Genomic DNA, 26,522 nt, shown 5'->3' with positions numbered 1-26,522 from the left:
GGAAATCAATAATACTCAATCTTGCGTTTGTTCACCCAGCATAATTTGCCATCAAGATAATACGCCTCTGTGATGCAATTCCCCATTTCATCATATTCGTACTCAAAATGGTCGTGGCGATTTCCGTATGAAGATTCCCATATTTTATCAATAACATTATTATGTTCGTCATAAACATAGTCGATAACGCAATATCCGTCACGTTGCTTTTGTCCATTTGGGCTGAAAACGCTGTCCACATCCATCATCTTGACAAGTTCGCCACGTTCTCCATAGATACGATCGGTGACTGACTTATTCCTGACATTCCGTCTTTTCGGACAATCATAATAATCATTGGTCTGTCTCATCAAAATGAGACTGTCTTTTGCTCCATAAATATATTCAGTCAAACTCTCATCGTGAAAGCGCATTCCATAATCGAAAGTCTTTCTAATTGTTAGGTCTTTTATTTCGCGGTTCTTTTCATCATAATCAATATAACTATGGACTCTATTCCAATATAATCTCTTTAAGTTTTTCTCAAAACGATGACTTTCAACCATCCTGTCATTTTTGTCATAGATTTGCTTTTTCGTAACCTTATTATTCATTTCATCAGTATATCGGCCTTTAAAAACCGTTTTGTTTTTATTCCAACTATATTTCCGATGTAATGTAAGCATGCAAATACCTGCATCAGACCTAAATGTATCACGAATCTTTGAACCAAGGCTGTCAAACTCAATAAAATTAGAATAAATTGTAGATGCCAAATCATAAAGGTTCACAGTTCGCCAATCGCAGATTGTATCATGAAAATAAAATGTGATGGAAATGTCACTTTTTACCCTTCCTTTCAGGCCGTGGCTTTCCCAATCAGTCTTTTGGGCAATGGCGTTTGTCGCAATCAAGGACAAAATCAAAAATGCAAATGATGACTTTTTCATAGCAATGAGATTTTTTCGCTACAAATATAAATCATTTTCGGTCTCGTGCTGCAACCAAACGACAATTTTCATAATATTGCAGACGGAAAGAAATGGAAAGTGTAGAAGTGTTAAAGTGGAAAAACTTTCCCATGCGAAAATATCGTAAGGGTTAGGAGATTTCCGCCTTCGCGGAAATGACGCTTTGTTGTTGAGGGAGTCTTGCTGTCCATTCGTTTAAAAGTCTAATTGTCAAATAGTCTAAAGTCAATCTTAAATTTTGAATCTTTAAATTCCTGAATATTAAATCTTTAAATCAATACACATACATGGAAAACGAAAATTTCAAACTGCCCGAGAACGCGCATCGCGAACTGAAACCGGGCGAAGAGTACGAACCCATCTTGTCGAAAGACAAGAAGTATCAGGAAGTTACCGTTTGGTCAGTAGTCATCGGATTACTGATGACCATCCTGTTTTCGGCTGCTGCCGCTTACCTTGGCCTGAAAGTCGGCCAGGTGTTTGAAGCCGCCATCCCGATTGCCATCATCGCCATAGGCTTGTCGGGCGTGGCCAAGAAAAACGACGCACTTTCGCAAAACGTCATCATTCAATCCATCGGCGGCTGCTCGGGCGGCGTAGTGGCTGGTGCCATCTTCACGCTTCCGGCACTTTACATTCTGCAAGGCAAGGGCTACGCCATCGAAATCAATTTCTGGCAGGTGTTCATCAGCTCGCTGCTGGGCGGCATTTTGGGCATCCTGTTCCTCATTCCTTTCCGCAAATATTTCGTCAAGGAACAACACGGCAAATTCCCGTTCCCTGAAGCCACGGCTACAACGCAGGTCTTAGTCAGCGGACAGAAAAAAGGCAAGGATTCCTTATTGCTGGTTGTCAGCGGTTTAATTGGCGGTCTTTACGATTTCATCGTCGCCACTTTCGGCTGGTGGTCGGAGACCATCACCACACGCATGATGGGTTGGGGCGCTGCCTTGGCCGACAAAGCCAAACTGATGTTCAAGGTGAACACAGGCGCTGCCGTGCTCGGTTTGGGTTATATCATCGGACTGAAATATGCCTTCATCATCTGCTGCGGTTCATTGCTGGTCTGGTTCATCATCATTCCTGGTATGAACCTCATTTGGGGCGACCAAATCATCGATCTGATGAATGCTGGCATTACCTCAACCATCGGGCAGATGGCACCTGAAGAAATCTTCAAGAACTACGCCCGTCACATCGGCATCGGCGGCATTGCCATGGCCGGTGTCATCAGCATCATCAAATCGTGGGGCGTCATTAAGTCGTCGGTCGGACTGGCAGCCAACGAATTCAAAGGCAAGAAAGCCAGCAACGAACCCGTCGACCGCACCCAAAGCGACCTTTCCATGAAGACTATCATCATTGGGATCGTGGCCGTGTTGCTCATCACCTTCCTGTTCTTCTGGTTTGGTGTTGTGCATAACGTTGGCCATGCTGCCATCGGCATTTTGGTCGTCGCCGTCATTGCATTTTTGTTCACCACTGTGGCCGCCAACGCCATTGCCATCGTAGGTTCCAATCCTGTCAGCGGCATGACCCTGATGACCTTGATTTTGGCATCCTTGGTTATGGTAGCCGCCGGTTTGAGCGGTGCCGAAGGCATGACTGCCGCATTAATAATAGGTGGCGTGGTCTGCACGGCTTTGGCTGTGGCAGGTGCTTTCATCACCGACCTGAAGGTTGGTTACTGGATTGGCACCACGCCTAAGAAACAAGAGATTTGGAAATTCGTCGGTGTGGCTGTGGCCTCCGCAACCGTGGCTGGCGTCATCATGGTGCTGAACAAAGCCTACGGTTTTGTCGGCGACGGCGCTTTGGTTGCACCTCAAGCCAACGCCATGTCGGCTGTCATCGAACCTATGATGTCGGGCGGCAGCGCACCTTGGCTGCTTTACGGCATTGGTGCTGCCATCGCCTTGATTCTCAATTTCATTAAAGTTCCGGCATTGCCATTTGCCTTGGGCATGTTCATCCCGATTGACCTCAATGTGCCTTTGCTCATTGGCGGCGCCGTGTCGTGGTTTGTCAGCACACGCAGCAAAGACCAGAAACTCAACGATGCACGCTACAACCGCGGCACCCTCATTGCCTCAGGTTTCATTGCCGGCGGTGCCTTGATGGGTGTGGTCAGTGCCATCCTCAAGTTCTGCAATGTCGATGCAGTGGCCAGAACCGCCGATGGCGGATTGTTCAACGAACTCCCGATTGCAGGCCTTATCGCATTAGTCATGTATATTGCCATCATCATTTACATGATTTGGGACAGCAAACGCGCAAAGGTGGAAGAAGAATAATTTTATGATTTGTAAATCAGTAATTTGATATGATCAGATTGGAAATTTGTGCCAACGGCATCAAGTCGTTGAGAAATGCAATGGACGGCTGCGCTCAGTGTGTCGAGCTGTGCGAAGCCTTGAAAGTTGGTGGCGTTACGCCTTCGTTTGGAACTTTGGCGAAAGCCGCCGAAATATCGTTTATCCCGATTCGTGTCTTGATTCGTCCGCGCCCGGGAAATTACATTTATGATGAGGAAGAAACCGAAATCATGAAGACCGACATCATGCTCTGCAAGAAACTTGGTTTCGAGGGCGTTGTAATCGGTGCCCTGAACGATGAAGGCAAACTGGATGTGCCGACCGTCAAGGCCCTGATGGAGGCTGGCGAAGGCCTGAAATTCACTTTCCATCGCGCCATCGATGCTTGCGTCAATCCGTTTGAGGCTATGGAACAGTTGATAGATTTGGGCTTCGACAAGGTGCTGACTTCGGGTGGCAAACCGAAAGCCGAAGAAGGCATCCCGATGATTGCAGAAATGCAGTTGCGCTATGGCGATAAAATCGGCATCATGCCTGGCGGCGGCATCAATCTGGGCAATGTCCAGGATATTGTCAACATGACAGGTGTCAAGCACTGCCATGCTTCGCTGTCGCATTGGGTGCCGCGTTTCAACGAAAAACTTTATCCAAACCAAGTTGACAATACAGGTGCGCAAATGGTTTGGACCGAAGCCAATTATGATCTGATTTACGAAATGGAAAAGATGCTCAATCCGATGTAATCAAGGATTATTTTATGTCAAGAATTAGTGAAATCGAAGATTCGACGTAGTCAATTTAGAGAAATGGACAACATGCTGCTGAAGTTCTGTGCGCAAGCGCACGTTTTGAATTTTAGAATATGTTGATTCTCTTTTTCTTGCGCGAAGCGCATTATTCCCATCGTAGGCGGAAATTCAAGTAGGACTGTGTCCGAAAAAAATTCTCTAATTCTCTAATTCTTGAAAAAGAAACAAATATAAATCGTGATGAAAACAAAACTGATACTTTTTGCAATCTTGATTTTGGCGCTTGCCTCATGTCAGGAAGAGACGAATCCCGTCAAGGAACAAATGCTTTCCGAAGGCTGGACTTTAACCGGCGACACGCTTGGTATCAATCTGAATGTCAGCGTGCCATCTGTGGTGCAGACCGATTTGTTTGATGCAGGAATCATTCCCGACCCATATCTCGGTCAAGTGGAGAACGATTTACTTTGGGTCTCCGACCATCCTTGGAAATACACGCTGCATTTCAATGTCAACAAGGAAATGCTGCAAAGCGAGTTCATCGACTTGATTTTTGAGGGCATCGACACATACGCCGATGTGGTCTTGAACGGGCAGAAACTGTTTCGTGCCGACAATATGTTCCGCTGCTGGTCGGTGCCGTTGCGTACGGTGAAAGGTTCGACCATCGAAGCTGTACGCGATTCCTTCCAAGAGGTTTATCCGCTTCGCGAGATTGACAATGTGCTGGAAATCAGTTTTCCGCGTTATGACAGTACGCTGTTTGCGCTTTACGATAAGGCCATGCCGCGTTTCCCCGAAAAATATGCCATGAGCCGCAAGGCCGCCTATCAGCACGGCTGGGACTGGGCGCCGAAATACAAGAATGTAGGCATCTGGAAACCTGTCAAATTGGTGGGTTATTCGGGTGCGCGTATCGCTACGGCAAATGTGGTCACGAAAAATGTTGTCGATACGAAAGCCGAAATGAAGCTCATGGTTGACTTGCAGTCGCGGTTGAATCATAAAGACAGTCACAAGCAACATTCCGTGACCTTGCAACTGTTTCATCAAGGTGTGCTTTTGCAGGAAAAGAATTTCAGTCTGACTGAAAACAGAAGCGTTGAAATGCCGTTTGTCATTGATTATCCGAAACTTTGGTGGCCTAACGAAATGGGTGCTCAGCCGCTTTACGATTTTGAGGTCTGCCTGAATTACGACGGCAAGATTACCGACAGAAAAATGATTCGCACCGGCATCAAGACCTTCGAGATGATTCAAGAACCCGATGCGAAAGGTTCATCGTTCTATTTCAAGGTGAACGGACAGCCGATGTATGCCAAAGGCGCCAATTACATTCCTCAGGACAATTTCACTTCGTGGATGAATCCGGCTGTCGATTTGGATTTGTTGCAGAAGTCTAAGGAAGCGCATTTCAACATGTTGCGTGTTTGGGGCGGTGGCATTTATCCGTATGATTATTTCTTCGACATCTGTGATTCGTTGGGCATTCTGGTCTGGGAGGATTTCATGTATGCCGGTTCAATGTATCCGTATGATGCTGATTTTCTGAATAATGTCACTATCGAAGCTGAACAGCAGGTGAAACGTTTGGCGTCGCATCCGTCGCTTGCGCTATGGTGTGGCGGCAACGAAATCTCGGAAGGCTATTACAATTGGGGTTGGCAGCAATCCTTGAATTGGTCGGAGGACGATGACAAGGCCATGAAAGCGGGTTACGACACTTTGTTTGAGCAGATTTTGCCTCGCGTGGTGGCTGAGTGCGATGGCACGCGCCCGTATTGGCCGAGTTCGCCATCAAAAGGCTGGGGAAGGCCCGAAAGCCTGACCGAAGGCGATGTGCATTACTGGGGCGTTTGGTGGGGCGAACAGCCTTACGAAATCTACCGCGAGAAGGTAGGCCGCTTCAACAGCGAATATGGCTATCAGTCGTATCCAGACATTACGACTTTGCAGAAATTAGATGCAACCGCCGAATTGTCAGTGGGTTGTGATTTGATAGAAGCGCATCAAAAGCATGGCCGTGGCACCAAATTGATAGATGATTTCATCAGGAAATATTATCCATTGCCAGATGATTTTGCCGATTATGTCTATATGAGTCAGCTTTCGCAGGCTTACGGTATGGAGATTGCGATTGAGGCGCACCGCAAGGCAAAGCCTTACAATATGGGTACTTTGTATTGGCAACTGAACGATTCCTGGCCTGTGGTTTCGTGGTCATCCATCGACCATTACGGCAACAAGAAAGCGTTTCAATATAAGTTGAATTCCTTGTATGCGCCTGTGCTTTTGTCGCTGAATGTGAGCAAGAAAGATTGTTCGGTTTCAGTCACATCCGATTTGCACACGCCGATTTCCGGCAATCTGAAGACTCAGGTTGTGGATTTCAAGGGCAATGTGCTGTTTGAGAAGGAAATGGAAGTGATAATTGCCGATTTTCAGAATGTGAATTACCAAGTCGAAGGACTTCAGAAATTTATGAAGAAAGTTAAGTCGAAAGATGTTTATGTGAAACTTGAACTGGCTGATAATGACAAACTTATTGCGGAGCGTTTTTGCTATTTGGTTTATCCGAAGGATTTGAATCTGCCCAAGGCAAACGTAAAATATGATGTCAAGGAAGAGAATGGCGAGACGATCGTTGAATTGACGACGGATGTCTTTGCCAAGGATGTGCAGATTTACACGCTTTCAGGACAAGGCTCATTCTCCGATAATTTCTTTGATTTGGGCGCTGGCGAAACGAAACGCATTTTCTACAAGACGGATAAGCCGGCTACAGATTTTGCGGTTCGCTGCCTGAATGACTTTTAGCGCGGAAATATCGGATTGATATAAGCGAACACGGATGACACGGATTTAACGGATTGATGTTTTGTAACAAAACAATTCCGTGATAGTCCGTGTTATTTGTGTCTAGTTTAAAATCCTCAAATTACTGAACGAAAAATCCTCAAATTACTGAATAGAATTGCCTCAAATTACTGAATGAAATCGCCTCAAATTACTGAAAAGTTTTTGGAGAATGTTGATTATATGTAATTTATGATAAATTCTATATTGAGTAAGAATATCGACACAACGCGTATGAAAGCCCCGTCATTTTTGATGGTTTTGACTGGCCTTGATGGTTTTGCCTATCAGCGTGAAGATGGTGTTTATGTCGTTCCGATTGGGTGCCTAAGGAATTGAAACGCTGTAGAAATGTAGCGCGCTATATTTCTACTCTTTCCGCTCAAAGCGTTCTTCCCAGCGGTTTTTGGCTTCGTCGAAACTTTCGTCTGCTTTGATGTAAACGGCAACAAGCGCTTGTTCAGACAATTCGATGACTTCGCGCTTGGCGATATGTATTCCGTCGCTGATGATTTCGCCAATGCTTCCATAGCGGCCTTTGCTCAGCCAGCTGATACCTTTGCCAATCAGCGAGGGACGATGATGGTCGTAATATTCGTAATCATCATTTTCGTTCCATTCCTGATTTTGGGCGAGGTAAAAATCGTTCATTGGAAGGAAGAAGACCCTTTCGGGTAGCAAATTGTACTCAATGGCAAAAGTTTTGCTGACTTCAATTTCGGTTGCATTCTTTGGCGTCAAAGAAGCCAATAATTCATGTTCTATGCCAATTTGTTCAGGTCTAATCTCCTGAATTTCTTCCGTTTCGTTCTCGGCGAGAAATTCCGTAGAGACGTTGCGTGTAACGTCTTCATTGTGTGATGCAATTTGTTTTTCCGAAGAGATGTTGCGCACAACGTCTTCATTTGATTGTTGTTGTTTGTCGTCAGAGTCGTAGTGCGCTACGTCTCTACCTTCCTCATCTTGTGAAATAACGCTCTCTTTTCCAGATGGATTTAAGACATTTTCAGATGGTTCAGGTGTCAATTCAACCAACACGGGCTGCTGGTGTGCGTTGTCATCTTCATTTTTGGGCAGCCAGAACAAACCGAATAACACGGCGATGACCGCCGCCACCGCTGCAATTTTTGCGTAAAGTGGAAGAATGACGGCTTTTTTCTTCAAGTTGTCTTTATCCTTGAAGACGATGGTCGTGTCAGGCTCTAATCTGCAATTGCCGTAGGTTCGTAAATCCTTGAGCAAGAATGGATTGTTGTCTGCAAATTCTTCAACTTCGCGTTCTTCTTCGTCGTCAAGAAGCAATTCCTGATAGGCGATGAAACGTTCTTCGTAATTATCTTCGTTGATGTTGCCAAATGGAACGATTTTGTTTTTGAACAGGTATTCCTTTTCATAGAAGGTGTTGTCGGTGCTTTCCAAAACGGGCAAATCTTCGGTGAGTTCCTCGAAATCGATGTGGTTTTGGACGCAGAATGCTTTCAACTGCTGGATTTCAGCGTTGTTCAAGCGGCCATCCATGTAGTCGACGAGATATGCTTCGTAATTGTCTATGCTGATTTTCATGGTTCTACGTCGATTAGGTTGTCAATGCTTTTGAGTTGTTTTTTGAGTGCGGTGCGGCCACGGAAAATGTAGACTTTCACTTGTGATTCGCTCAGTCCCGTAATTTCGCCGATTTCCTGATAGCTGTAGCCTTCGTAGTCGCGGAGCAGAATGACGTTGCGTTGCACTTCGGGCAATGTTGCCAATGCGCTGTGAAGCACTTCCTGAATGTCGCTGTAGCTGTTGCTGATGCTTTCCTGAATGTAGGTCGCATCAAGCGGCTCAGTCTTTTGACAACGTCTGATTTCGTCAATCATAATGTGGTGAGCTGCCGTGAAAAGATAGGGTTTTGCCCGTTCAAATTCCACAGTGTCAACGTGTTCCCAAATGCGGGCGAAGGTTTCCTGCACGACATCCTTTGCCTTGTCTTCGTCGCGGAGACTCGACAAAGCGAAGCGGAAAACCCTGTCGGCATACTGCTCAACACACTTATTGTACTGACTTCTGTTCATACGTTCTTTTGTACTACGAAAATAAGTCAAAAAAGTTACATGTTGGGTGAAAAAAAATGACAATTATGATTCGTTGGTCAAAATGTTGCTTTTGGCTATTGGCCTTTAGCTTTTGGCTCATAAAAATCATCAAAAAAAAGAAGAATAACTTTTGTTTAAAGAGCCATTATGCCAGAAGCTAATAGCCAAAAGCCAGCAGCAAATCTCTTTCTGTTTGGTTTCAAAATAACAATTATTTATGAAATCGGGATTTCTTTTCAGCGGAAAAAGACTAATTTTGCCCCAAAATTGAATTATTATGATTTTAAATTACATCACTTGGAATGCTGACCCTGTGCTGTTTTCCATTGGCAGTTTGCAGGTGCGTTGGTATGGCCTTTTGTGGGCATTGGGTTTCCTTTTCGGTTACATGATCATGAAAAGAATCTATAAGCGTGAAAAAATGACCGATGATTCTTTGGACAAATTGTTGGTTTACATGCTTGTATCGACAATCCTCGGTGCGCGCTTGGGACATTGTCTTTTCTATGAACCCGATTATTATCTGTCGCATCCCATTGAGATTCTGAAGATTTGGGAAGGTGGTCTTGCCAGTCACGGCGGCGCCATTGGCATTTTGATTGGTTTGTTCATTTATTCCCGAAAGGTGGTCAAAAAGCCATACATTTGGATTCTTGACCGAATTGTCATCGTGGTTTGTCTTGTCGGCGCCATGATTCGCGTTGGCAACGTGATGAACCACGAAATCTATGGCACGCCTACATCTTTGCCTTGGGGCTTTGTTTTCATGCGCGGTCAGGAACAATTCTGTGGCTCTTTTGATAATTATTATCCTTGTACGGCAGGCAATTGCTGCTCGCCCGATCAATGGTTGCCTTGTCATCCGACGGGTTTGTACGAGGCTTTCTTCTGCCTTGTGGCCATGGGCATTTTGCTTTGGATGTACTACAAACGCGACCTCGGCAACCGTCAGCCTGGCGTGATGTTCAGCGTCTTTCTGATTATCATTTTCGGTTCGCGCATCTGCATTGAATTCCTGAAGAACGTGCAGGTCGATTTCGAACAGAACATGACTTGGGACATGGGCCAATGGCTAAGCGTCCCGTTTGTCGTGGCGGGTATCGTGATTTGGATACTGAGTGCGGTGAAGAAACGCAAGCAGGTGCAATGAAAAACGAAAAGCGGAAGCCGTAAGACTTCCGCTTTTTTATTGTCAAGTGATGGATTATCATTCAACGACGATGCGCTTCATAGCGATGCCGTTTGCCGTTTCAACCTTCAGCATGTAAATGCCTTTTGTGAATTGCGACATGTTGATGATGCAGTTGTCGTTGTCAACATTGACATTCATGATTTCCTGACCAAAGAGGTTGAAAACGCGGATGTTTTCAATGTTTTCAGCCTTGATGTTGAGAATGTCGTTAGTCGGGTTCGGGAAGATCGAAACATTATCATTATTTTCCTGAATGTCAGTGATGAAAATCTCTATGACATTGCCATCCGATTCAAGCGTTTCGTCCTCTCTTTCATAAACGGCCTTGATGATGTAGGAAACCGAACCAGAGTGAACCGGGTTGAAATATTCATATTCCTCTTGACCTTCAATGGCCGGAACGTTGGCAACCAAGACAAATTCTTTCTCGATTTCTTCTTCACGGTAAATGTTGAAACCGGTCATTTCCCAGCAGTTTACGGGTTCTTCTGGCGTGTTCCATGTAAGATTGGCACCATAGTCATTTTCCATATTCCAGACATATTCGCCCGCAGCATTTCTGACGGGGAAGAGGAAGAGTTCCATGGCATCGCAGGCTTCTTCCGATTGAGCTATGGCCTGGTTGTGAACCGTGGCAACACTGTAGCAGTATTCTTCTTCAGGGCAAGGAACGACATCGGTATCAGTGTAGCTCATGCCTGTTATGTTGCTGGCAATCAGTTCTTCACCGCGATACACATTGAAACTCGTGAAAGGCTGAATGGCTGCCCAATTGATGGTCGGGTGTTCGCCAAAGGTAATGTGGACATTGGTCGGAGCCTTGACCACGGTAACGGTTGCGCTTGCCGTGACGGTCTCGCTGCCGCTGGTAATCGTAACGGTGTAGGTCGTGGTTTGTGTTGGCGTGGCGGTTGGGTCCTGAATGTTGGCATTGTTCAGCGAAGCGGCTGGCGACCAGCTGTAAGTGTAAGTGCCGGTTCCGCCTTGCGGATAAGCTATCAGGGTTGAACTTTCGCCCTCTGCAATCGTTGCCGGACGTGCTGATGCAGTGGCTTGTAAAGGAGCGTTAATGGTAGCCGTTGCCGTGTTCGACTTTGGCGATTCTATTCCGTTGTAAACCGTGGCAACCTGATAGTTGTAAGTGCCTGCACTGAGATTTTGGTCGGTGTAAGTGTTGGCTGTGATGTTTTGGGCAATCATGGTGTTGTTGCGGTAAATCTTATAGCTTTGGGCAGGGTTGGCTGCGGTCCAGTTCAGATTTACGTTGCTGTTGCTGACCACGGTGGCTGTCAGGTTGGCAGGCGGGCAAACCACGGTAATAGTGACTGTGCCTGTGGCTGTCTCTCCACCTGAGGTTACGGTGCAAGTGTAGGTCGTGGTTTGTGTTGGGGCTGCCGTAGGTGATTGAATGTTAGCATTGTTCAAGCCAGTGGCAGGTGTCCAGTGATAAGTGAAACTGCCGTCGCCGCCTGTCGCCATGGCGTTCAGTGTGGCACTGCCGCCGCGGGCTATGATGCTTGGGCTGGCGGAGCAGGTCACGCTGATTGGGTCAGGAGCACCGCCTTGTGTAATGTCAATCGTAGCAATATAGGTTATTTTGTTGTAGCCGAAAACGGTTAATGTGGCGGTGCCAGTCTGACCAGGCGCATTGAAGGTAATGTGGCAACTGCCGTTATTGATGATAGCCGAGCCCATGATTTCGTTGTTACGTGTCAAGGTGGCGCGGGCGCCGTTGCCATTGCTGGCGTTCACGGTGAATGAGGTAGAACCAGTTCCGATGCTGCTGCCGTGGGTCACATTCATGTTCTCAGGTACGGCATTGCGCAGGGTGAGGGTCGGGTCGCCGTAAAGAATCCAAGCCATGTAGGTGCCGAGGCCTTGTCCGCCGCCTTGCCCGTATTGGTCGAGGATTTTCATGTTACCGTTCATCGAAGTGCCGGCAAGGGTGCGCTTTATGTTGTTGCTATAGCTTTCAACAAGGATGTCGACCATTTCGTCCTGACCGTACATTGGAGGAACCCAAGGCTGTGAAATGTAGGAGAACATTCCGCCAATGGCACCTGTAGGTTGCTCTGGGCTGCCGTTGTTGGCGCGGAGCCAAGTCTCGGCAAAGCATGGCTGACTGTAGTCATATTGGCCGTTCAGACAGGCAACCGACCAAATGATGGGCAGCATGTTGACATTGGTCAAGGCATTGACGTATGAGTTGGAATAATAAGGACTGTGAGATTGCCATGCTGTTTGGTTGCCGTGGTTGCAATAGTTGATGATACTCACGCCACTGTTCACCCTGTTGCTGATTTGCTGTGTGGTAGATGAGTAACCGGGTGTGGCATAATATTCCTGATAGACCGTTTCGTAATGATAATTCATCAAATCTGTGCGGATGTTGTTGATGTGCTGCCAGTCGTCTTCGCCGAAGTGACCGCCGCCGCCAGCGGAAGCAGCAACGCCTAAACCGTTGATGAGCCAGGTGTCGGAAGCGTTGATGTCTCTTTCGTAATGGATGACCTTGTTGACCTGATTGGTGACATGGTCGGTATTTTCAGCGGAAAAACGGCCAATGAAAATGTCGTTATAATAGTCGCTGCCAACGATTTGACCATACCAGTTGTCGGACTTGCCGCCGTAGCCAGGAGTGGAAAAACTGTGGCCTGGAATTTGGGTAACATCGCCGACGAGAAGGACATACATAAGGTTGGGGTTGGCATTGTATTGGGCTTCAATGTAACTGTGAATGGCTTGGTCGGTGGTACCGGCGGTGCTGGTGCCAACCATGGTTGTCGGGCGACCAATCTGTTTTTTCCAGTTGACGAATGGCGTCATGGCATCCATGAAAGCATCGTGGCAGATGATGAGCAGGTCGCCTTCTTCATCGATGACGGTGTATTTGGCAGTCGATTCGTTGTAGTTGATGAACTGATTGGCATACAGGGCTTTCATTTCGGAATCCATTTTGATGCTGCTTGACTTGCGGGTCAGTTGGTTCTCGCCGCCCATGCCTTCGCTAAACATTTCGACGGTCAGGTCGTAATAGACGCGCAAAGTTTGTGTGGCAGGGTTGAAGGCAAAAGGATAGATGACCATGTTCTGCCCACGGAAATCGCGCAAAATGTAAGGCTCATACAAACCAATCTGTTGGGCAGGGAAAAAAGCATCCTGATTGTAGGCTTCACCGTAGGTGTAAGGCACATCATCGGGATTGATGCTGCGTGGAAAATCGCCTTTTGAAGGAGCCACGTTTATTTCAAAATCAGCATATTGTGCATTGATGATGCGGATGCCGTAACGTTGTGCATCACCGATGATGGCGGGAATGGCAATCATGGGTAGGTTGGGTTCGCCTGCGCCAAAGGTGCTGACGGTTTTCGGAACCGAAATTACATTGGCTTCGCCGCGTGGTGTCGTGACCGTATTGGCATAAAAGCCAGGAACTTGCACATTGACCTTAATGCTGCTTTCCGATGAGGAAATCAGTTGTGCCTTGATGGTTGATGGATTGCTGCTCATGATGCCTGTCCATTGCTGCGCAAAAACGGCAGCCGACATGATGGCGAGCAGGAGTGTGAAAAATGCTTTTTTCATAGTTGTTGAATTGTGATTATTGCTGCAAAAATAGTGTTTTTTCGATAATTATAACTCGCAACATTGCAACCTGTTGATATTTTGTAAGATGTGTGCATTCAACAGGAAAACAACGGCTAATGTTTAGATGTGTTACAACTTATTTTTTTAGCATTACTTAATCAGAAAATGATGTTTTTTAGGAATTCTTCATCGGGAATTTTGCTAGACAGGACTGCATCTCGCATGGCTTCCTCCACCAAATCGGCGGCGAGGGTGCCCGCTACGTTCACGTTGGCAGCGACTTTGTCCTTGCCAACCGAAACGGCATAAATGGTGTCGCCATCTGCCATGGTGAAGACGGGGCGGATGGCTCTGGCAAAACCAGCAGAACTCATGTTGGCGATTTTCTTGAGCGCAGCCGTGTCGAAATCGCCATTGGTAAAAACGGCTACAAGCGAAGTGTTGCCTGTGAATAAATTGTGCGGTTGCGTTGCGAACAAGGCATCGGCAACATCTTGAAATTCAAAACGTTCATTATCGGTCATGCCAGCGATTTTTTCTCCATGATAATAAATGTCACCGTAAGCATTGACCACGGCAGCCACGCCTACCATCAAATCGCCGATTTGTGCCGCAGCATAGCCGATGCCGCTTTTCTGCGATTGCTTCATGCCTTCGGCTTTGCCAACGGTTGCGCCGGTACCAACGCCGACATTGCCGCTTTCGGCATGGCTTGCCCTCAATGCGTTTTCGCAGGCTTCGTAACCCATAGCCATGTCGGGACGCACATTGGCTTTGCCATACGACAAATCGTAAATATCGCTTTGACAGACAATTGGAACCAATGCAAAACCCGTATCAAAACCTATTCCTGCTTCTTCAAGACATTTCATCACGCCGTGCGAAGCCTCCAAACCAAAAGCAGATCCTCCGCCAAAAACCAAAGCATTGATAGGTGTGTTGCTGCGTTCGGAATCCAACAAGGGCGTTTCGCGCGAAGCAGGACCTCCGCCCAAAACTTTGACGGCGGCGCATGCCGTATAAGGAAAATAGAAAACCGTGACGCCAGTCTTGGCCTCGTTGTTTTGGGCGTTGCCGACGCTGATGCCTTTCAAATCGGAAAATGGAATGTGCTTTACGGCGGATCGGGAGTTGGATGATGAAACCATTATGAAAAACAGATGATTAGAATTGATATACGGATTGAATGTGAATTTATTTATCGAACACGGATTTTACGGATTATTCGGTCAAACTTTTCTGTGTCAATCCGTGAAACCCGTGTTCGTTTTAAATCTTTGTTTTATTCAACAACAACTTTCTTAGTGACGACTTTACCGCCAATCAGGTTGACGAAGTACAGGCCTGCCGGCAGATCGCTCATGTCGATGGTGGCGGATTCCTTCATGTTGAAACCTTTCACTTCAACACCTTGAGCATTCAAGATATGCACGCTGATGCGGCCCATGGTGTAGTCTGTCAAGATAGTCATGTTGCCCTTCACCGGGTTAGGCGTAATGCTGACCGTGAATGGGTCTTCATCAACATCTGGGTGAGATGGAACACTTAACACGATGTCGCTGTTGTTGCTGTAGGTCACGAACTTGCCCGAAACTCTGAGAATCGGGTTGTCGGAATCCTGGCAATTCTGGCAGTTGTTCTGTCCGGTTACGCAGTCAGGGAAGTTCGGGTGACATTCGTCGATGTAGGTCGGGTCGAATTCATACACCAAATCGCATGAGCCGTTGGTGATGTAATCGTCGAGGCTGAAATCCCAAACCATGCCGAAACTGCCTGGGCACCAGCCGCTTCTGTTATATGTCCAAGTGCCGTTTTGAGGCTGGCAGCCTGCCGGATTCGGATTGCAGGTTCTCCACAGATGTTGCGTGTAGACCGTTGCACCATTAATATTAATATTATGCGTGGCTTCGTAGAACTCAGCGGCATTGCCCGTGTTGTAGTTTCCGTTGGTGCCGCTGCTCCAATTATGACCGGTGGTCGTCAGTTTCAGACTGGCTTTCTGAACGCCTGGTGCAAATTCGACGGTGCGTGCTGGTACTGGGCAACGGTTTTCGTAGTCGCCGAAATCGTAGCCGCCAAACCAAAGTTCATTGATGTCGACGTATGGATATTCGGGAGCGCCTTTGGTGTATTCGAAGGTGGCGACAGGATTGTAGCCATCGCCGGTCCAAGTCTGACAATACAATTCAAATTCAACGAGACCTTGCAACAAGGTGGTGAAATCAGTCACGTCCAAATCATCCTGACATTCCACGCCGAATGGGGTGATGTAACGGTACAGTTCAACCCAATCACCACGGTAGTTCTTCACACGGCAGTAACCCACACGGTCGTAAGGGTCGCAGTTGCCGTTCACGCAATGATGGTCATAGTGCAAGTTGATGGCATTGAAAGCGTTGACGTGGGTTGGGAAGACATATTCGCCAAAGCTGTTCTGCACGCCAGGCTTAACAATCAAATCGCCATTGAAAGCGGTCACGTTCATGTCTTCATAATCGGTCGTCACTTCAAAAGTGTTGGAAACGGTCGTAACCTTGCCGCCCGACTGCTTGATGCTGGCAGTCATATTATAAGTACCTGCTGCCGTCGGCTGCCAGGTCGTGTACCAGTAGCCGTTGGATGGTTTGTCGGGATAGTCAGTCTTCAAAATGAAGTCTTCGCCATCGATGGTGCATTTCACTTCTTCAAACTTGATGGCATCGCCATGATCGATGTAGGCACTCAAAACCAGCATCACAGGATGATTGAAATCAGGCATGTAGACCTTCGTGCCCTCGTAAGGACGGCGAATGGTGATTTCAGGAGCATAGTTTTCAGGGTCAACCACATAGAATGACTGCGTCACGGCTGGAGCGGCTTGCCATTGCGTGCCGTCGCCGTTTTGGCTGGCGCGGACTTTCACAAGGCCTTCTTCGCCGGTCAAAGTGAGGATGTTGCCATCCAAGGTTGCAGGACCTTCCACAATTTCAAATGTCACAGGCAGACCTGATGAAGCCGTGGCTTGAAGAGTGATTGGATCGTTGTAAACCAACTGGTCAGAAATAGCGGCAAAGTCGATGAACTGGGCAGCCAGACCTCCAGGAGTGTGACGGACGGTGAAGTTGTCGAACCCACCGTAACCGCTATTCAGCATGAAAATGCCGTTCCATGCAGCTGGGTCGAATTTGTCGCCGCTGCCTGGGGTGAGACCGATAGGCAGACCTTGGCAACCTGGAACAGGTTCGAACTCGCCATTCGGCACCTCACGCATCATGAATAAGGTGACGGCGCCTGCGCCATCATTGGCATCCAAGTCGATGGAAATCTTCCAGCGGTACCATTTCTGATGAGGTTCGAAATCGAAATCGAAAGCCATCGTGTTGTTCGGCAGGATGATGCCGTTCATGAAACCGTCAGGGTTTTCTTCGTTGATGCCGGTGGTCAGCATGTAAATGCCGCCATCGGGACTTGTGCCGTTTGGATTCGGGCGGATAGGCTCGTAGTTGCCGAGGATAGGAGGCAGCACCACACCGTCGCCATCGCCATCGAAACCGATGCCAAAGAAGTCGCCCCACCATTCGCGCCACATGTCACATTCAACCTCGATGACACCGCCGGTTGAAAAATCGAAGCCGTAATCACTGAGGCTGTGCGTGGCAATGTCGCCATAACTTGTGCCGGAGCAGACCGAGAAAACGCCAATGGTCTCGTCGGGCGTCATCATGCCGCGAGGTCCTAAGAAGCCGGTGTAAAGCGGCTTGCCGCCATTACCTGCGCTGTGCGGACGTGCCACCCAGCCTTGCTGGCCGTTGATGTTGGCATCTTCGGTGAAATCGTTGAAATCGATGTGTATTGTAGTCTGACCGAACGACCAAACCACTGACAACATCAGCATTAGAATTAGAGATAATCTTTTCATAGGTATAGATATTTAATGTGTTTGTGTTCAGTTGTGCAAAATTATGAAATTATGAAACAACTTATTTCCGATTTTTATGTTATTTTTGCCGAATCAACAAAAACAATAAACATAACTTTATGGAAATTTAGACAGATGCAAATTCCCGATACGTTTATTATGAACAATTTGTGAGGGTTTGCGTTTGAAAAAAGGAGGAAAGAAATTATGGAAATTTTATCATTATCGGAAAATGCAAAGGCTGAATATTGCGCTTCGGTCGTGAGAATCGGCGAACTGAAACCTGTTGAAAACTCTGATTTCCTGTGCCAGACCATTGTCGACGGCTACTCGATGGTTGTGCGCAAGGACGAAGTGAAGGAAGGCGACCTGATGGTTTACTGCTGCAACGAGACGCAGCTGAACAAGGAGTTTCTTTCGGTCAACAATCTGTTTGAACTGTCGAGCCGCGAACTCAATGCCAATTATCAGGAAGTTGAGGCTCTGTTGGCCGAAGGCAAAGAGGACGAAGCCAAACGCAAGGTGGGTTTCTTCAACAAGCACGGGCGTGTCAAGATGATTCGCCTGAGAGGTTGCCCTTCGATGGGTTTTCTGGTCAGCCAGAAGGCCATCGCACGTTGGAAGCCTGAATTTGCAACGCTGAATCTTGAGGATTGTGTCGGCAAGGATTTCGACACCATCTGCGGCGATTTGTTCATCAAGGTTTATGTGCCATTCGTCCAGCCGAAACGCGAGCAGCGCAGCCCTCGTTGGGATAAGCGTCTGAAACGTTACGACAGAATGATTGAGGGCGAATTTCATTTCCATTACGAAACCGATCCGCTGAACAAGAATATCGGCCTTTTCAAGCCAAACGACATTGTTACAATCACTTGCAAACAACATGGCACTTCTTTTGTCATTGCAAACGTGCTGGTGAAATATCCTAAGACGCTGAAAACGAACATCAAATGGCTGAAAAACATTTTCGACAAACTATATGCAAAACTGCCCGAGAAATGGCAGAAGTATACCATTGATTATGGCAATGTCTATTCGTCGCGCACCGTCATCAAGAATCAATTCCTCAGCTTTGGTGTTGATTCACAGAGCTTTTACGACATTGACATTTGGGGCGAATACAATACTTTACTTGAAGATTATGTCGAAAAAGGCATGAGCATCTATGGCGAGATTTGCGGTTATCTGACGGGCGTGCAGCAGATGATTCAGAAGGAATATGATTACGGCTGTCAGGAAGGCGAAAATTTCGTCATGATTTACCGCATCACCTCGAAAGACGAAAATGGTCGCGTCCGCGAGTGGAACGTGTTGGATGTGAAGCAGTGGACGGAAAACCTCGTTGCGGCTCATCCAGAACTGACCAAGCGCGTCAAGCCTATCAACGTGCTGTATCACGGTGCTTTGAAGGATTTGTATCCCGATTTGATCATTGATGACCATTGGCACGAGAATCTTTTGGAGCGCATGAAAACCGACACGGCAAATTTCGGCATGGAACAGAACGATCCGCTTTGCAGAAAGAAAGTGCCACGCGAAGGCATCTGTATCCGCATCGACGATGACAGCATTTCGGAATGTTTCAAACTGAAATGTGTGAAATTCCTTGAAAAAGAGCGTTCGCTGATTGACAAGGGCGAAGTCGACATTGAAACGGCCTCCGCTTACGGCGATGTGAATTGATGACGCCATTTCCATTGCTTTTTGAACTTGAAAAACAGTCTTTCCTTCAAAAATTTCATGTTTTGAAAGCATGAATTTTGAAAAAAAATGACAAGCACCGTTAATGGAAAGATAAAATCCCTATCTTTGTTCCTTATTTCAGGCTATGAGAAAAGTAGTGACAATATCTGACATTAAGAGCGCACTCGGAATGAAAGGCTTCTTCGGGTCTTGTGTCGCTAGTGCTGCCTATGGTGTCTGCGGGTTGGGAAAAATCAATAAGGTTTTTGATTCAGCCGCTGATTATCAGGGTCGTGAGTTCGCTGAACAAGTCCTCAAGACATTGAATATTACTTGCAACATTGAACAAAGCCAATTGGATTGTATTCCAAAGGTGGGTGGTTTTGTAGTGGTGAGCAATCATCCTTTTGGAGCTATCGAGGGCGTGATGTTGTATGCTGCCATTGCAAAAGTGCGTCCCGATTTCAAGGTGATGGCCAATTTCCTGTTGTCCCGTATTCCAAATTTGAAAGATGCATTTTTCTCAGTCAATCCTTTCACTGAAAATCCTGAGTGGAAAAGCAGCGTTGGCGGTGTAAAAGGAGCTATCAACCATTTGGCAGAAGGAAAAGGCTTGGGTGTGTTTCCCGCAGGTGAAGTTTCTCGCTATCATGGCCATGACTATCCGGAGGATTTGCCTTGGAGTAAGTCTATCGCTCGGATTATCAAGAATGCGGGTGTGCCGGTCATTCCGGTTTTCTGGGAAGGCCAAAACTCGCGTGTGTTCTATTTCCTTGATAGAATCAACGAAATGTTGGGCACGGCCCGACTCCCACGAGAGCTTCTGAACAAGCACGATAAGCATATTACGCTCCAGATAGGTAAACCTGTCACTGTGGCCGAAATCGCTGATTTTGACGGTAATGCAGAGTTGGCGGCTTATTTGCGTTGCCGCTGCTACGCCCTCGAAGCCAACATCATCAAAGAACCGAAGAAATGCCTTTTCCAAAAGCCGAAGGCAGTTTCCAAGCCAAAGGATAATTCAGTTCTAATTCAGGAATTGGAGAAAATCCGCGAAAAGTCATACTTATTCTCTGCCTCGACGTATGATTGCTATTTTGCTGATTATGATGATATTCCAAACTTTATGTTTGAAATTGCGCGTCAACGCGAACTGGCTTTCCGCGCCATTGGTGAGGGAACAGGCAATAGCATCGACACTGATGAATTCGACAAACATTACAAGCATCTGATTCTTTGGGATAATGCCAAACAGCAGCTGGCTGGCAGTTACCGTTTTGGCTTTGGCAACGAAATCATGGAACGTTACGGACAGAAAGGATTCTATATCAGTACTTTATTTAATATTGATTCCTCTTTTGATAATGTTTTGAGAAAGACAATCGAATTAGGCCGATCTTTCGTTTCCGTTGATTATCAGAAGGAAATGCTGCCCCTTATGTTACTCCTGAAAGGTCTTTCAGTTGTCGTGATTCGGAATAAGGACATGGATTATTTCATAGGACCGGTGAGCATTAGTTCTTGGTATCCGAAATTCTATCAGAGTATGATTGTGCATTATGTCACTGAAAAACATCGTGCTGCTGATAATATGGCCAATGCCATTACATCAAAGACACCTTTCGTTCCTGATTTCTTGAAAGTTGATAAGAATGTGCTGTTTGCGCAAGGCATGGACTCAGTTGAGAAATTCGACAAATACATGTTCCGTCTCAGCAATGGCAATTTCCGAATGCCAACCTTGTTTAAAAAGTATTTGAAGCTGAATTCCAAATTGTTGTGCTTCAATGTCGACCCTGATTTCAATGATACTTTGGACGGGTTGTTGTTATTGACTTTCAAGGAGTTCCCCGAAGAAGAAATCCTGCCATTTTTCAAGGATAGTACCGAGGAAGAAAGACAAGAGGCTATTGATAGATTTGGCTATCGTTAATCAATCTTCATCTTCCGTTTCTTCGATGGTTTGTGCAAAGAAAGTGAAATTCACTTTTCCGTAATGCCTTTGTTCCATGAAGTGTGGATGTTCCTCGAAATTGATGCGTTTGCTGTGTTCCAGCACGAACATGCCGTTTTCTCTCAACAGGTTGTTTTCAAAAATCGCCTCCACAAGTTGCTCGTAGTCAACGTTATCGTAAGGCGGGTCGGCGAAAATCAAGTCGTATTGCGCCTTGTTGCTGGCAACGAAACGATACACGTCGGAGCGTACTGCAAGCAGTTCTTTCATCTCAAGTTTGCTGGCGGTTTCACGAATGAACTTCACGCAACCAGGGTCGATGTCGACGGAGACCACCTTCGGGCAGCCTCGGGAAACGAGTTCGTAGGAAATGTTGCCTGTGCCGGCAAACAGGTCTAAGGCCTCAATTTCCTCAAAATCATAATAGTTCTCTAAAATATTGAACAGGCTTTCCTTGGCCATGTCGGTCGTCGGACGCACCGGCAGGTTGGTCGGCGCAACGATTTGTCTTCTCTGGTATTTTCCTCTTATGATTCGCATTGCAAAACTTGGTATGGAATGTAATAGTATTGGCTTGGTATCTCTTTCAATGCCTCGCTCACTTTGATTGTATCGCCATTTTTGATGAAACGTATGTCCTTAATGTATCTTTCGCAGAGTTTCATAATTTCCGAACTGCCTAAAATCATGCCAGAAACGCAGACAGAAGTTTCATCGGCTGACATTTTCTGTTGCTCAATGGCAAACATTAGGAAATACAGGAAATCATCTTTCGTGTTGAATTTGAAGCTGTTAAAGAATGAAAGATTCCCGTTTTTGAAAACGGCCATATCGAAACTGCGGTTCTTGACGTATAAATAGATGCGTGTTATGGCATTGAATTTGGCTACGTTGGAAACCTGTCTGAGAAAAACGCTGCTTTCATGGACGATTTTTGCATCGGGCCAAATCCCTTTGATTTTTTCAATCAGATAATTCGGAACCGAATAAATGCCATGACATTCATTTTCAGACAGATTGTCGTTCAAGATGAGGGTATTTTGTGGAATCGTATGAAGAAATCCCAAATACTTGGATGATTCTTTTTCGTCAAACAGTTCGTTTGGAATCAAGGCGTAGTTTCGGTTTCCGATAATACAAGTTACGGATTGGAACTTTTTGCCGTTTAACTTGTTGAGGGCGAGTGCTTTTTCAAATGTGCTGAAAATGTCTTTTTCGTCCGTCAAGTCATCCGACAAATAGGATTCCATGGCTATGATGGCTTTTGTGCCGGCATCCATAATGAGATACGAAAAGCCACCCAATGTGAATTGGATGGCTATTCTGTATTCTTGTGTCTTGCCGACATCAAAACCCTCATCAAACTTGCTGATATAAGGATGTAATGACGTCGTCATTCAAACCATCATTAGAGTTGGTCCCAGTTGCCTTCCGTTGAGGCTTCTTCCAATGAACCGACCTTCATGCCGGCATATCTGTTGATGGCTTCCTTTTCGGCCTTTGCGTTGCGGACTCTCTGTTCGTCAAGACCTTTCAGATAGACTTCGTAAGGAGTCTGGGCTTGGAACACAGGGACGTTGATTCCGCTGCGCTGGATGGTTGTAGCTTCAAGTTCAAATTCTTGGGTAGGTTCGCTGAATGGAACAGTGCGAATTTCGGCAATATTGAAGCCGTTGCGCTTTCCAAAGAGTGAGTCGATGACTTTCACGAAACCTAAGGTATCGTTAATGGTCTTGGTGAAAGTGGTGTCTTCAGGGTCAGGAATAATGTTCACAATCGGAATTTCAGCGGTTTGGCAGAATCTGATTAACGTGTCAAAACTTCCTGTGTAGCAGTTGTTTGTCTGCTTGTACTGGACTTCAAGGTCACGGATGTCTTTCAAACGTTGAATGACTTGCTCTTCACGGGCTTTCTGTGCCTTACCGAATTTGATAGGAGCCTGAATGCTCTGGACGACCTTAATGGCTAAAAAGACTACAACAGCGAAAAGAACGATGTTGATGAGTACGTTTGTTCCTTTTTTCATATTACAATTATTTGATATTTGCTTTATACAATAAGTGGCTGCAAATTTATTGATTTTTCGTTTATGTTGGTCAAAAAAATGCGCTTTGTTTTAAAAATGAATTTTATGGTAATCTAAATATTTGTCGTCTAAATACTTACGTATTTTATCGGCAATGATAATGAAAATGCCAAGTTCCTTTTTTTGGAACCAATCGAGTGCATCTTCGTAATTATTTATGGCGCGTGACAACAAAAGAAGCAGTTCGAAATGGTTTTTTTGCAACCATTCCTGAGCTGGTTTTTCTTCGTCGATGGCGCAGTCCAAGGCCGCAAACTGCGGATAGCCGTTGTTGAGCAACCAGTCTTTGGCACCCGAATCGCCTTGAATGGCATGGCTTAGAGCGCCCAATTCGGGATAACCGTTGCGCATGAGCCACTCGAAAAATTCCTCTCCGCCCGGGTCAAAAGTGCAGGCGAAAGCCATGAGTATTTTCACAGGATAATTTTCCATTATGCGTAGATTTCAGTTTCGATGCCTAATGATTTCACTTTTTCAGCAATGGTTTCCATTTCCGCTTTGCTGATTTTTTCAAGGTTTTCTTCTGGCGTTGCACGTTCGATGACATACATCATGACACGTTTCGGACGGATTGCTTTCAGATGTTCAATCCATTGATTCACTTCGTTTTCCGTTGTGTTGTCAATCACTTTTCCGTTGTGCTCGCCGCGAAGGAAAAGCGTCTGAATGGTCAGATTGCCGTTGAAGCATTTCAGTTGCTCAATGTATTTTTCCAGGTCAAATTTAAAGTTTGGCAGGTTGATGGCTTCGACACATTCCTTGGTGCCGCCATCGAGTTTCACAATGTTGTTCTCAATTTTGTTTAAAGCGTTGAAAACCTTATCATTGCCAATCATTGTGCCGTTGGTCAGCACGCTGATGACGGCTTTCGGGCAGTACAAATCCCTCAGCCTGATGACCATATCGACGATTTCGGCAAACTGCGGATGCAAAGTCGGTTCGCCGTTACCTGAAAATGTTATGCTTTCTGGCTCTATTGCTGTGCCTTTCAGCTCTTTAAGTTTGCGCTCCAAGGCTTCTTCGATGGCTTCCTTTTTAGGCTTGATAAGGCGTGCGGCTTTTTCGTCATCATTCCAGCCGCATTCGCAATAGATGCAATTGAAGGAGCAGATTTTGCCTGCCTTTGGCATTAGATTGACACCGAGTGAAATGCCTAACCGTCTGCTTTTCAGCGGACCAAAGACCAAATCATTGAATAAAATCCCCATTTTTCCTAAAATTTCGGCAAAGATACAACCTATTGCGGTATTTGCTGGATAATATTTGCTAAAAAGTTGCTATTTTTGCCGAAAAGTTTGATAATGAAAACAAAAAAGGAAATTGTTGAAAATTGGCTTCCGCGCTATACGGGCTTGCCGTTGGAAAAGTTCGGAAAATACATCCTTCTGACTAATTTTCAGAATTATGTGGACATGTTTGCCGATTGGCAAGGCATTGAGGTGGTAGGTCGCGACAAGTCGATGCCATGTGCTTCGGATGGCGAAATCACGATTATCAATTTCAGCATGGGCAGTGCCAACGCAGCTACAATCATGGACTTGCTGAGTGCCATCAATCCGAAAGCCGTTCTTTTTCTTGGAAAATGCGGCGGCGTGAAACGCAAAAACCGTGTCGGAGACTTGATTCTTCCTATCGCTGCCATTCGCGGTGAAGGTACTTCAAACGACTATTTTCCACCAGAGGTTCCGGCCTTGCCTGCTTTCAGCCTCGAAAAGGCAATCTCCACAACCATAAGGGATTATGGCCGTGATTATTGGACGGGGACGGTCTACACGACCAACCGCCGCGTTTGGGAACATGATGATGATTTCAAGGATTATCTGCGCAAAATCCGCTGCATGGCGGTCGATATGGAGACGGCGACTATCTTTTCGGTCGGTTTTTATAATGAAATTCCGACTGGCGCCTTGCTGTTGGTTTCTGACCAGCCGATGACGCCTGAAGGTGTCAAGACGGAAGAGAGCGACAAGCGCGTCAGCAAGAATTTCGTTGGCGAGCATTTGCGTATCGGCATTGATTCGTTGCGTCAGTTAATCAACAATGGAACGACGGTCAAACACTTGAAATACTGATAGTTGAAATTCAATATTTCTAAAAAATGACGTATCAGGAGATAATTTCCGACATTCGCAAGAAGAAGTTTGCACCTATTTATTTTTTAATGGGTGAGGAGCCTTATTTTATTGATTTGATTTCCGATATCATTGAAGATGAGGCACTTGATGAGGCTGATAAGGCTTTCAACCAAATTGTTGTGTATGGCCGCGATGTGGATGTGGAGACGGTTGCAAACCATGCCCGCAGTTTCCCGATGATGGGCGACAAAATGGTCGTCATCGTCAAGGAAGCGCAGGATTTGAAGAATATCGAGGATTTCGAAAAGTATCTGGATTCCATTCCCGAAACGACGGTTTTGGTTTTCGGCTACAAATATAAAAAGTTGGACAAGCGCAAGTCGTTTGCCAAGCAGGTTGACAAACGTGGCGTTTTGTTTGAGTCTAAAAAGCTGTATGACAACAACATACCATCTTGGATTCGTGAACGTTTGAAGGAATCGGGTTACACCATTTCACCGAAAGCGGAACAGATGCTGGCCGATTTTTTGGGTACGGATTTGCATAAAATCAACAACGAACTGACCAAACTGACCATTGCCGTTCCCAAAGGAAAACGCATTGAAGACATTGACATTGAACGGAATATCGGCATCTCCAAAGATTTCAATGTGTTTGAGCTGCAAAATGCCATTGGAACTCGTGATGTATTGAAAGCCAATCAGATAGTGAATTATTTCGGTGATAATGCCAAGGATAATCCGCTATTGGTGACGGCCATCACATTGTATGGCTATTTCACGAAATTGCTCAAGGGCCATTATGCCACCGACAGGTCGAGAAACGGTTTGGCAACGGCTTTGGGCGTGAATCCTTTTTTCCTCAATGATTACATGACCGCCATGAGCAATTATTCCATTGCCGATTGTGTGCGCTGCATTACCATTTTGCGTGAATTTGACTTGAAGGCAGTCGGCTACAACAATGGCGATGTCAACGAGAAGGATTTGTATAGGGAAATGATTTTCAGAATATTACATAATTGTTGAGGCACTGGGTAAAGAAAGATTGAAAAAAATGGTTCAAAAAGTTCAAGAATTGGACGCGCAAAGCGCATTTTAA

19 protein-coding genes and 1 pseudogene are annotated in these 26,522 nt (G+C 46.0%); 9 read left to right on the top strand and 11 right to left on the bottom strand.

What is annotated here, in order from left to right:
• Positions 1-5: 5 nt before the first annotated feature.
• Positions 6-929, bottom strand: a complete 924-nt coding sequence (locus AC06MN_RS03140; RefSeq protein WP_475670898.1) for a hypothetical protein — start codon at positions 927-929, stop codon at positions 6-8.
• Between the two features lie 308 nt (positions 930-1,237).
• On the opposite strand from AC06MN_RS03140, the gene AC06MN_RS03135 reads away from it, so the two are divergent.
• The 4 genes and pseudogenes from AC06MN_RS03135 to AC06MN_RS03120 all read left to right on the top strand — a co-directional run.
• Complete coding sequence (locus AC06MN_RS03135; RefSeq protein ID WP_475670897.1) at positions 1,238-3,244, top strand: OPT family oligopeptide transporter; 2,007 nt, start codon at positions 1,238-1,240, stop codon at positions 3,242-3,244.
• A 29-nt stretch (positions 3,245-3,273) separates the two neighbouring features.
• Positions 3,274-4,008, top strand: a complete 735-nt coding sequence (locus AC06MN_RS03130) for a copper homeostasis protein CutC (protein ID WP_475670896.1) — start codon at positions 3,274-3,276, stop codon at positions 4,006-4,008.
• 246 nt (positions 4,009-4,254) lie between these two features.
• Positions 4,255-6,831, top strand: a complete 2,577-nt coding sequence (locus AC06MN_RS03125) for a beta-mannosidase (RefSeq protein ID WP_475670895.1) — start codon at positions 4,255-4,257, stop codon at positions 6,829-6,831.
• Positions 6,832-7,077: 246 nt separating this feature from the next.
• Positions 7,078-7,209: pseudogene (locus AC06MN_RS03120) on the top strand (AAA family ATPase); the annotation flags it as partial.
• A gap of 30 nt (positions 7,210-7,239) precedes the next feature.
• On the opposite strand, the gene AC06MN_RS03115 reads toward AC06MN_RS03120, so the two are convergent.
• Together AC06MN_RS03115 and AC06MN_RS03110 are read right to left on the bottom strand one after the other, a co-directional pair.
• Complete coding sequence (locus tag AC06MN_RS03115; RefSeq protein ID WP_475670894.1) at positions 7,240-8,433, bottom strand: hypothetical protein; 1,194 nt, start codon at positions 8,431-8,433, stop codon at positions 7,240-7,242.
• Positions 8,430-8,924 (bottom strand): RNA polymerase sigma factor, encoded by a 495-nt coding sequence (locus tag AC06MN_RS03110; protein WP_475670893.1) that lies wholly within the window; start codon positions 8,922-8,924, stop codon positions 8,430-8,432. The genes AC06MN_RS03115 and AC06MN_RS03110 overlap by 4 nt, the downstream gene beginning before the upstream one ends.
• A 301-nt stretch (positions 8,925-9,225) precedes the next feature.
• Between AC06MN_RS03110 and lgt the strand changes: the two genes are divergently transcribed.
• Positions 9,226-10,095 (top strand): prolipoprotein diacylglyceryl transferase, encoded by an 870-nt coding sequence (gene lgt, locus AC06MN_RS03105; protein WP_475670903.1) that lies wholly within the window; start codon positions 9,226-9,228, stop codon positions 10,093-10,095.
• Between the two features lie 57 nt (positions 10,096-10,152).
• Here the strand turns inward: lgt and AC06MN_RS03100 are convergent, their stop codons facing one another.
• The 3 genes from AC06MN_RS03100 to AC06MN_RS03090 form a co-directional block, all read right to left on the bottom strand.
• Positions 10,153-13,722: a C25 family cysteine peptidase gene (locus AC06MN_RS03100; RefSeq protein ID WP_475670892.1), complete on the bottom strand. Its 3,570-nt coding sequence runs from the start codon at positions 13,720-13,722 to the stop codon at positions 10,153-10,155.
• A gap of 161 nt (positions 13,723-13,883) precedes the next feature.
• Positions 13,884-14,873: a P1 family peptidase gene (locus AC06MN_RS03095; protein ID WP_475670891.1), complete on the bottom strand. Its 990-nt coding sequence runs from the start codon at positions 14,871-14,873 to the stop codon at positions 13,884-13,886.
• Between the two features lie 134 nt (positions 14,874-15,007).
• A complete protein-coding gene (locus tag AC06MN_RS03090; RefSeq protein WP_475670890.1) occupies positions 15,008-17,623 on the bottom strand; it encodes a T9SS type A sorting domain-containing protein in 2,616 nt (871 codons plus the stop codon).
• 207 nt (positions 17,624-17,830) lie between these two features.
• Between AC06MN_RS03090 and AC06MN_RS03085 the strand changes: the two genes are divergently transcribed.
• Positions 17,831-19,306 (top strand): hypothetical protein, encoded by a 1,476-nt coding sequence (locus AC06MN_RS03085; protein WP_475670889.1) that lies wholly within the window; start codon positions 17,831-17,833, stop codon positions 19,304-19,306.
• 190 nt (positions 19,307-19,496) lie between these two features.
• Positions 19,497-21,239, top strand: coding sequence for a lysophospholipid acyltransferase family protein (locus AC06MN_RS03080; protein WP_475670888.1), 1,743 nt, complete (start codon positions 19,497-19,499; stop codon positions 21,237-21,239).
• On the opposite strand, the gene rsmD is transcribed toward AC06MN_RS03080, so the two are convergent.
• The 5 genes from rsmD to AC06MN_RS03055 form a co-directional block, all read right to left on the bottom strand.
• Complete coding sequence (gene rsmD / locus AC06MN_RS03075) at positions 21,240-21,800, bottom strand: 16S rRNA (guanine(966)-N(2))-methyltransferase RsmD (RefSeq protein ID WP_475670887.1); 561 nt, start codon at positions 21,798-21,800, stop codon at positions 21,240-21,242. It lies immediately after the preceding gene.
• A complete protein-coding gene (locus AC06MN_RS03070) occupies positions 21,788-22,657 on the bottom strand; it encodes a DUF3822 family protein (protein ID WP_475670886.1) in 870 nt (289 codons plus the stop codon). The genes rsmD and AC06MN_RS03070 overlap by 13 nt, the downstream gene beginning before the upstream one ends.
• An 11-nt stretch (positions 22,658-22,668) precedes the next feature.
• Positions 22,669-23,286: a hypothetical protein gene (locus tag AC06MN_RS03065; RefSeq protein WP_475670885.1), complete on the bottom strand. Its 618-nt coding sequence runs from the start codon at positions 23,284-23,286 to the stop codon at positions 22,669-22,671.
• A 90-nt stretch (positions 23,287-23,376) separates the two neighbouring features.
• Positions 23,377-23,778, bottom strand: coding sequence for a hypothetical protein (locus tag AC06MN_RS03060; RefSeq protein ID WP_475670884.1), 402 nt, complete (start codon positions 23,776-23,778; stop codon positions 23,377-23,379).
• Positions 23,778-24,554, bottom strand: a complete 777-nt coding sequence (locus AC06MN_RS03055; RefSeq protein WP_475670883.1) for a radical SAM protein — start codon at positions 24,552-24,554, stop codon at positions 23,778-23,780. Before AC06MN_RS03055 ends, AC06MN_RS03060 begins: the two co-directional genes overlap by 1 nt.
• 93 nt (positions 24,555-24,647) lie before the next feature.
• Between AC06MN_RS03055 and AC06MN_RS03050 the strand changes: the two genes are divergently transcribed.
• The gene (locus AC06MN_RS03050; protein WP_475670882.1) at positions 24,648-25,418 is read left to right on the top strand and encodes an AMP nucleosidase; all 771 of its coding nucleotides are present in this window, start codon (positions 24,648-24,650) and stop codon (positions 25,416-25,418) included.
• A 26-nt stretch (positions 25,419-25,444) separates the two neighbouring features.
• Entirely contained in the window at positions 25,445-26,449 is a 1,005-nt protein-coding gene (gene holA, locus AC06MN_RS03045; protein WP_475670881.1) for a DNA polymerase III subunit delta, read from the top strand.
• Positions 26,450-26,522: the final 73 nt, after the last annotated feature.

It is taken from the genome of Candidatus Limimorpha sp. (assembly GCF_056203535.1).
This window is presented reverse-complemented; position numbering and strand designations above follow the sequence as displayed.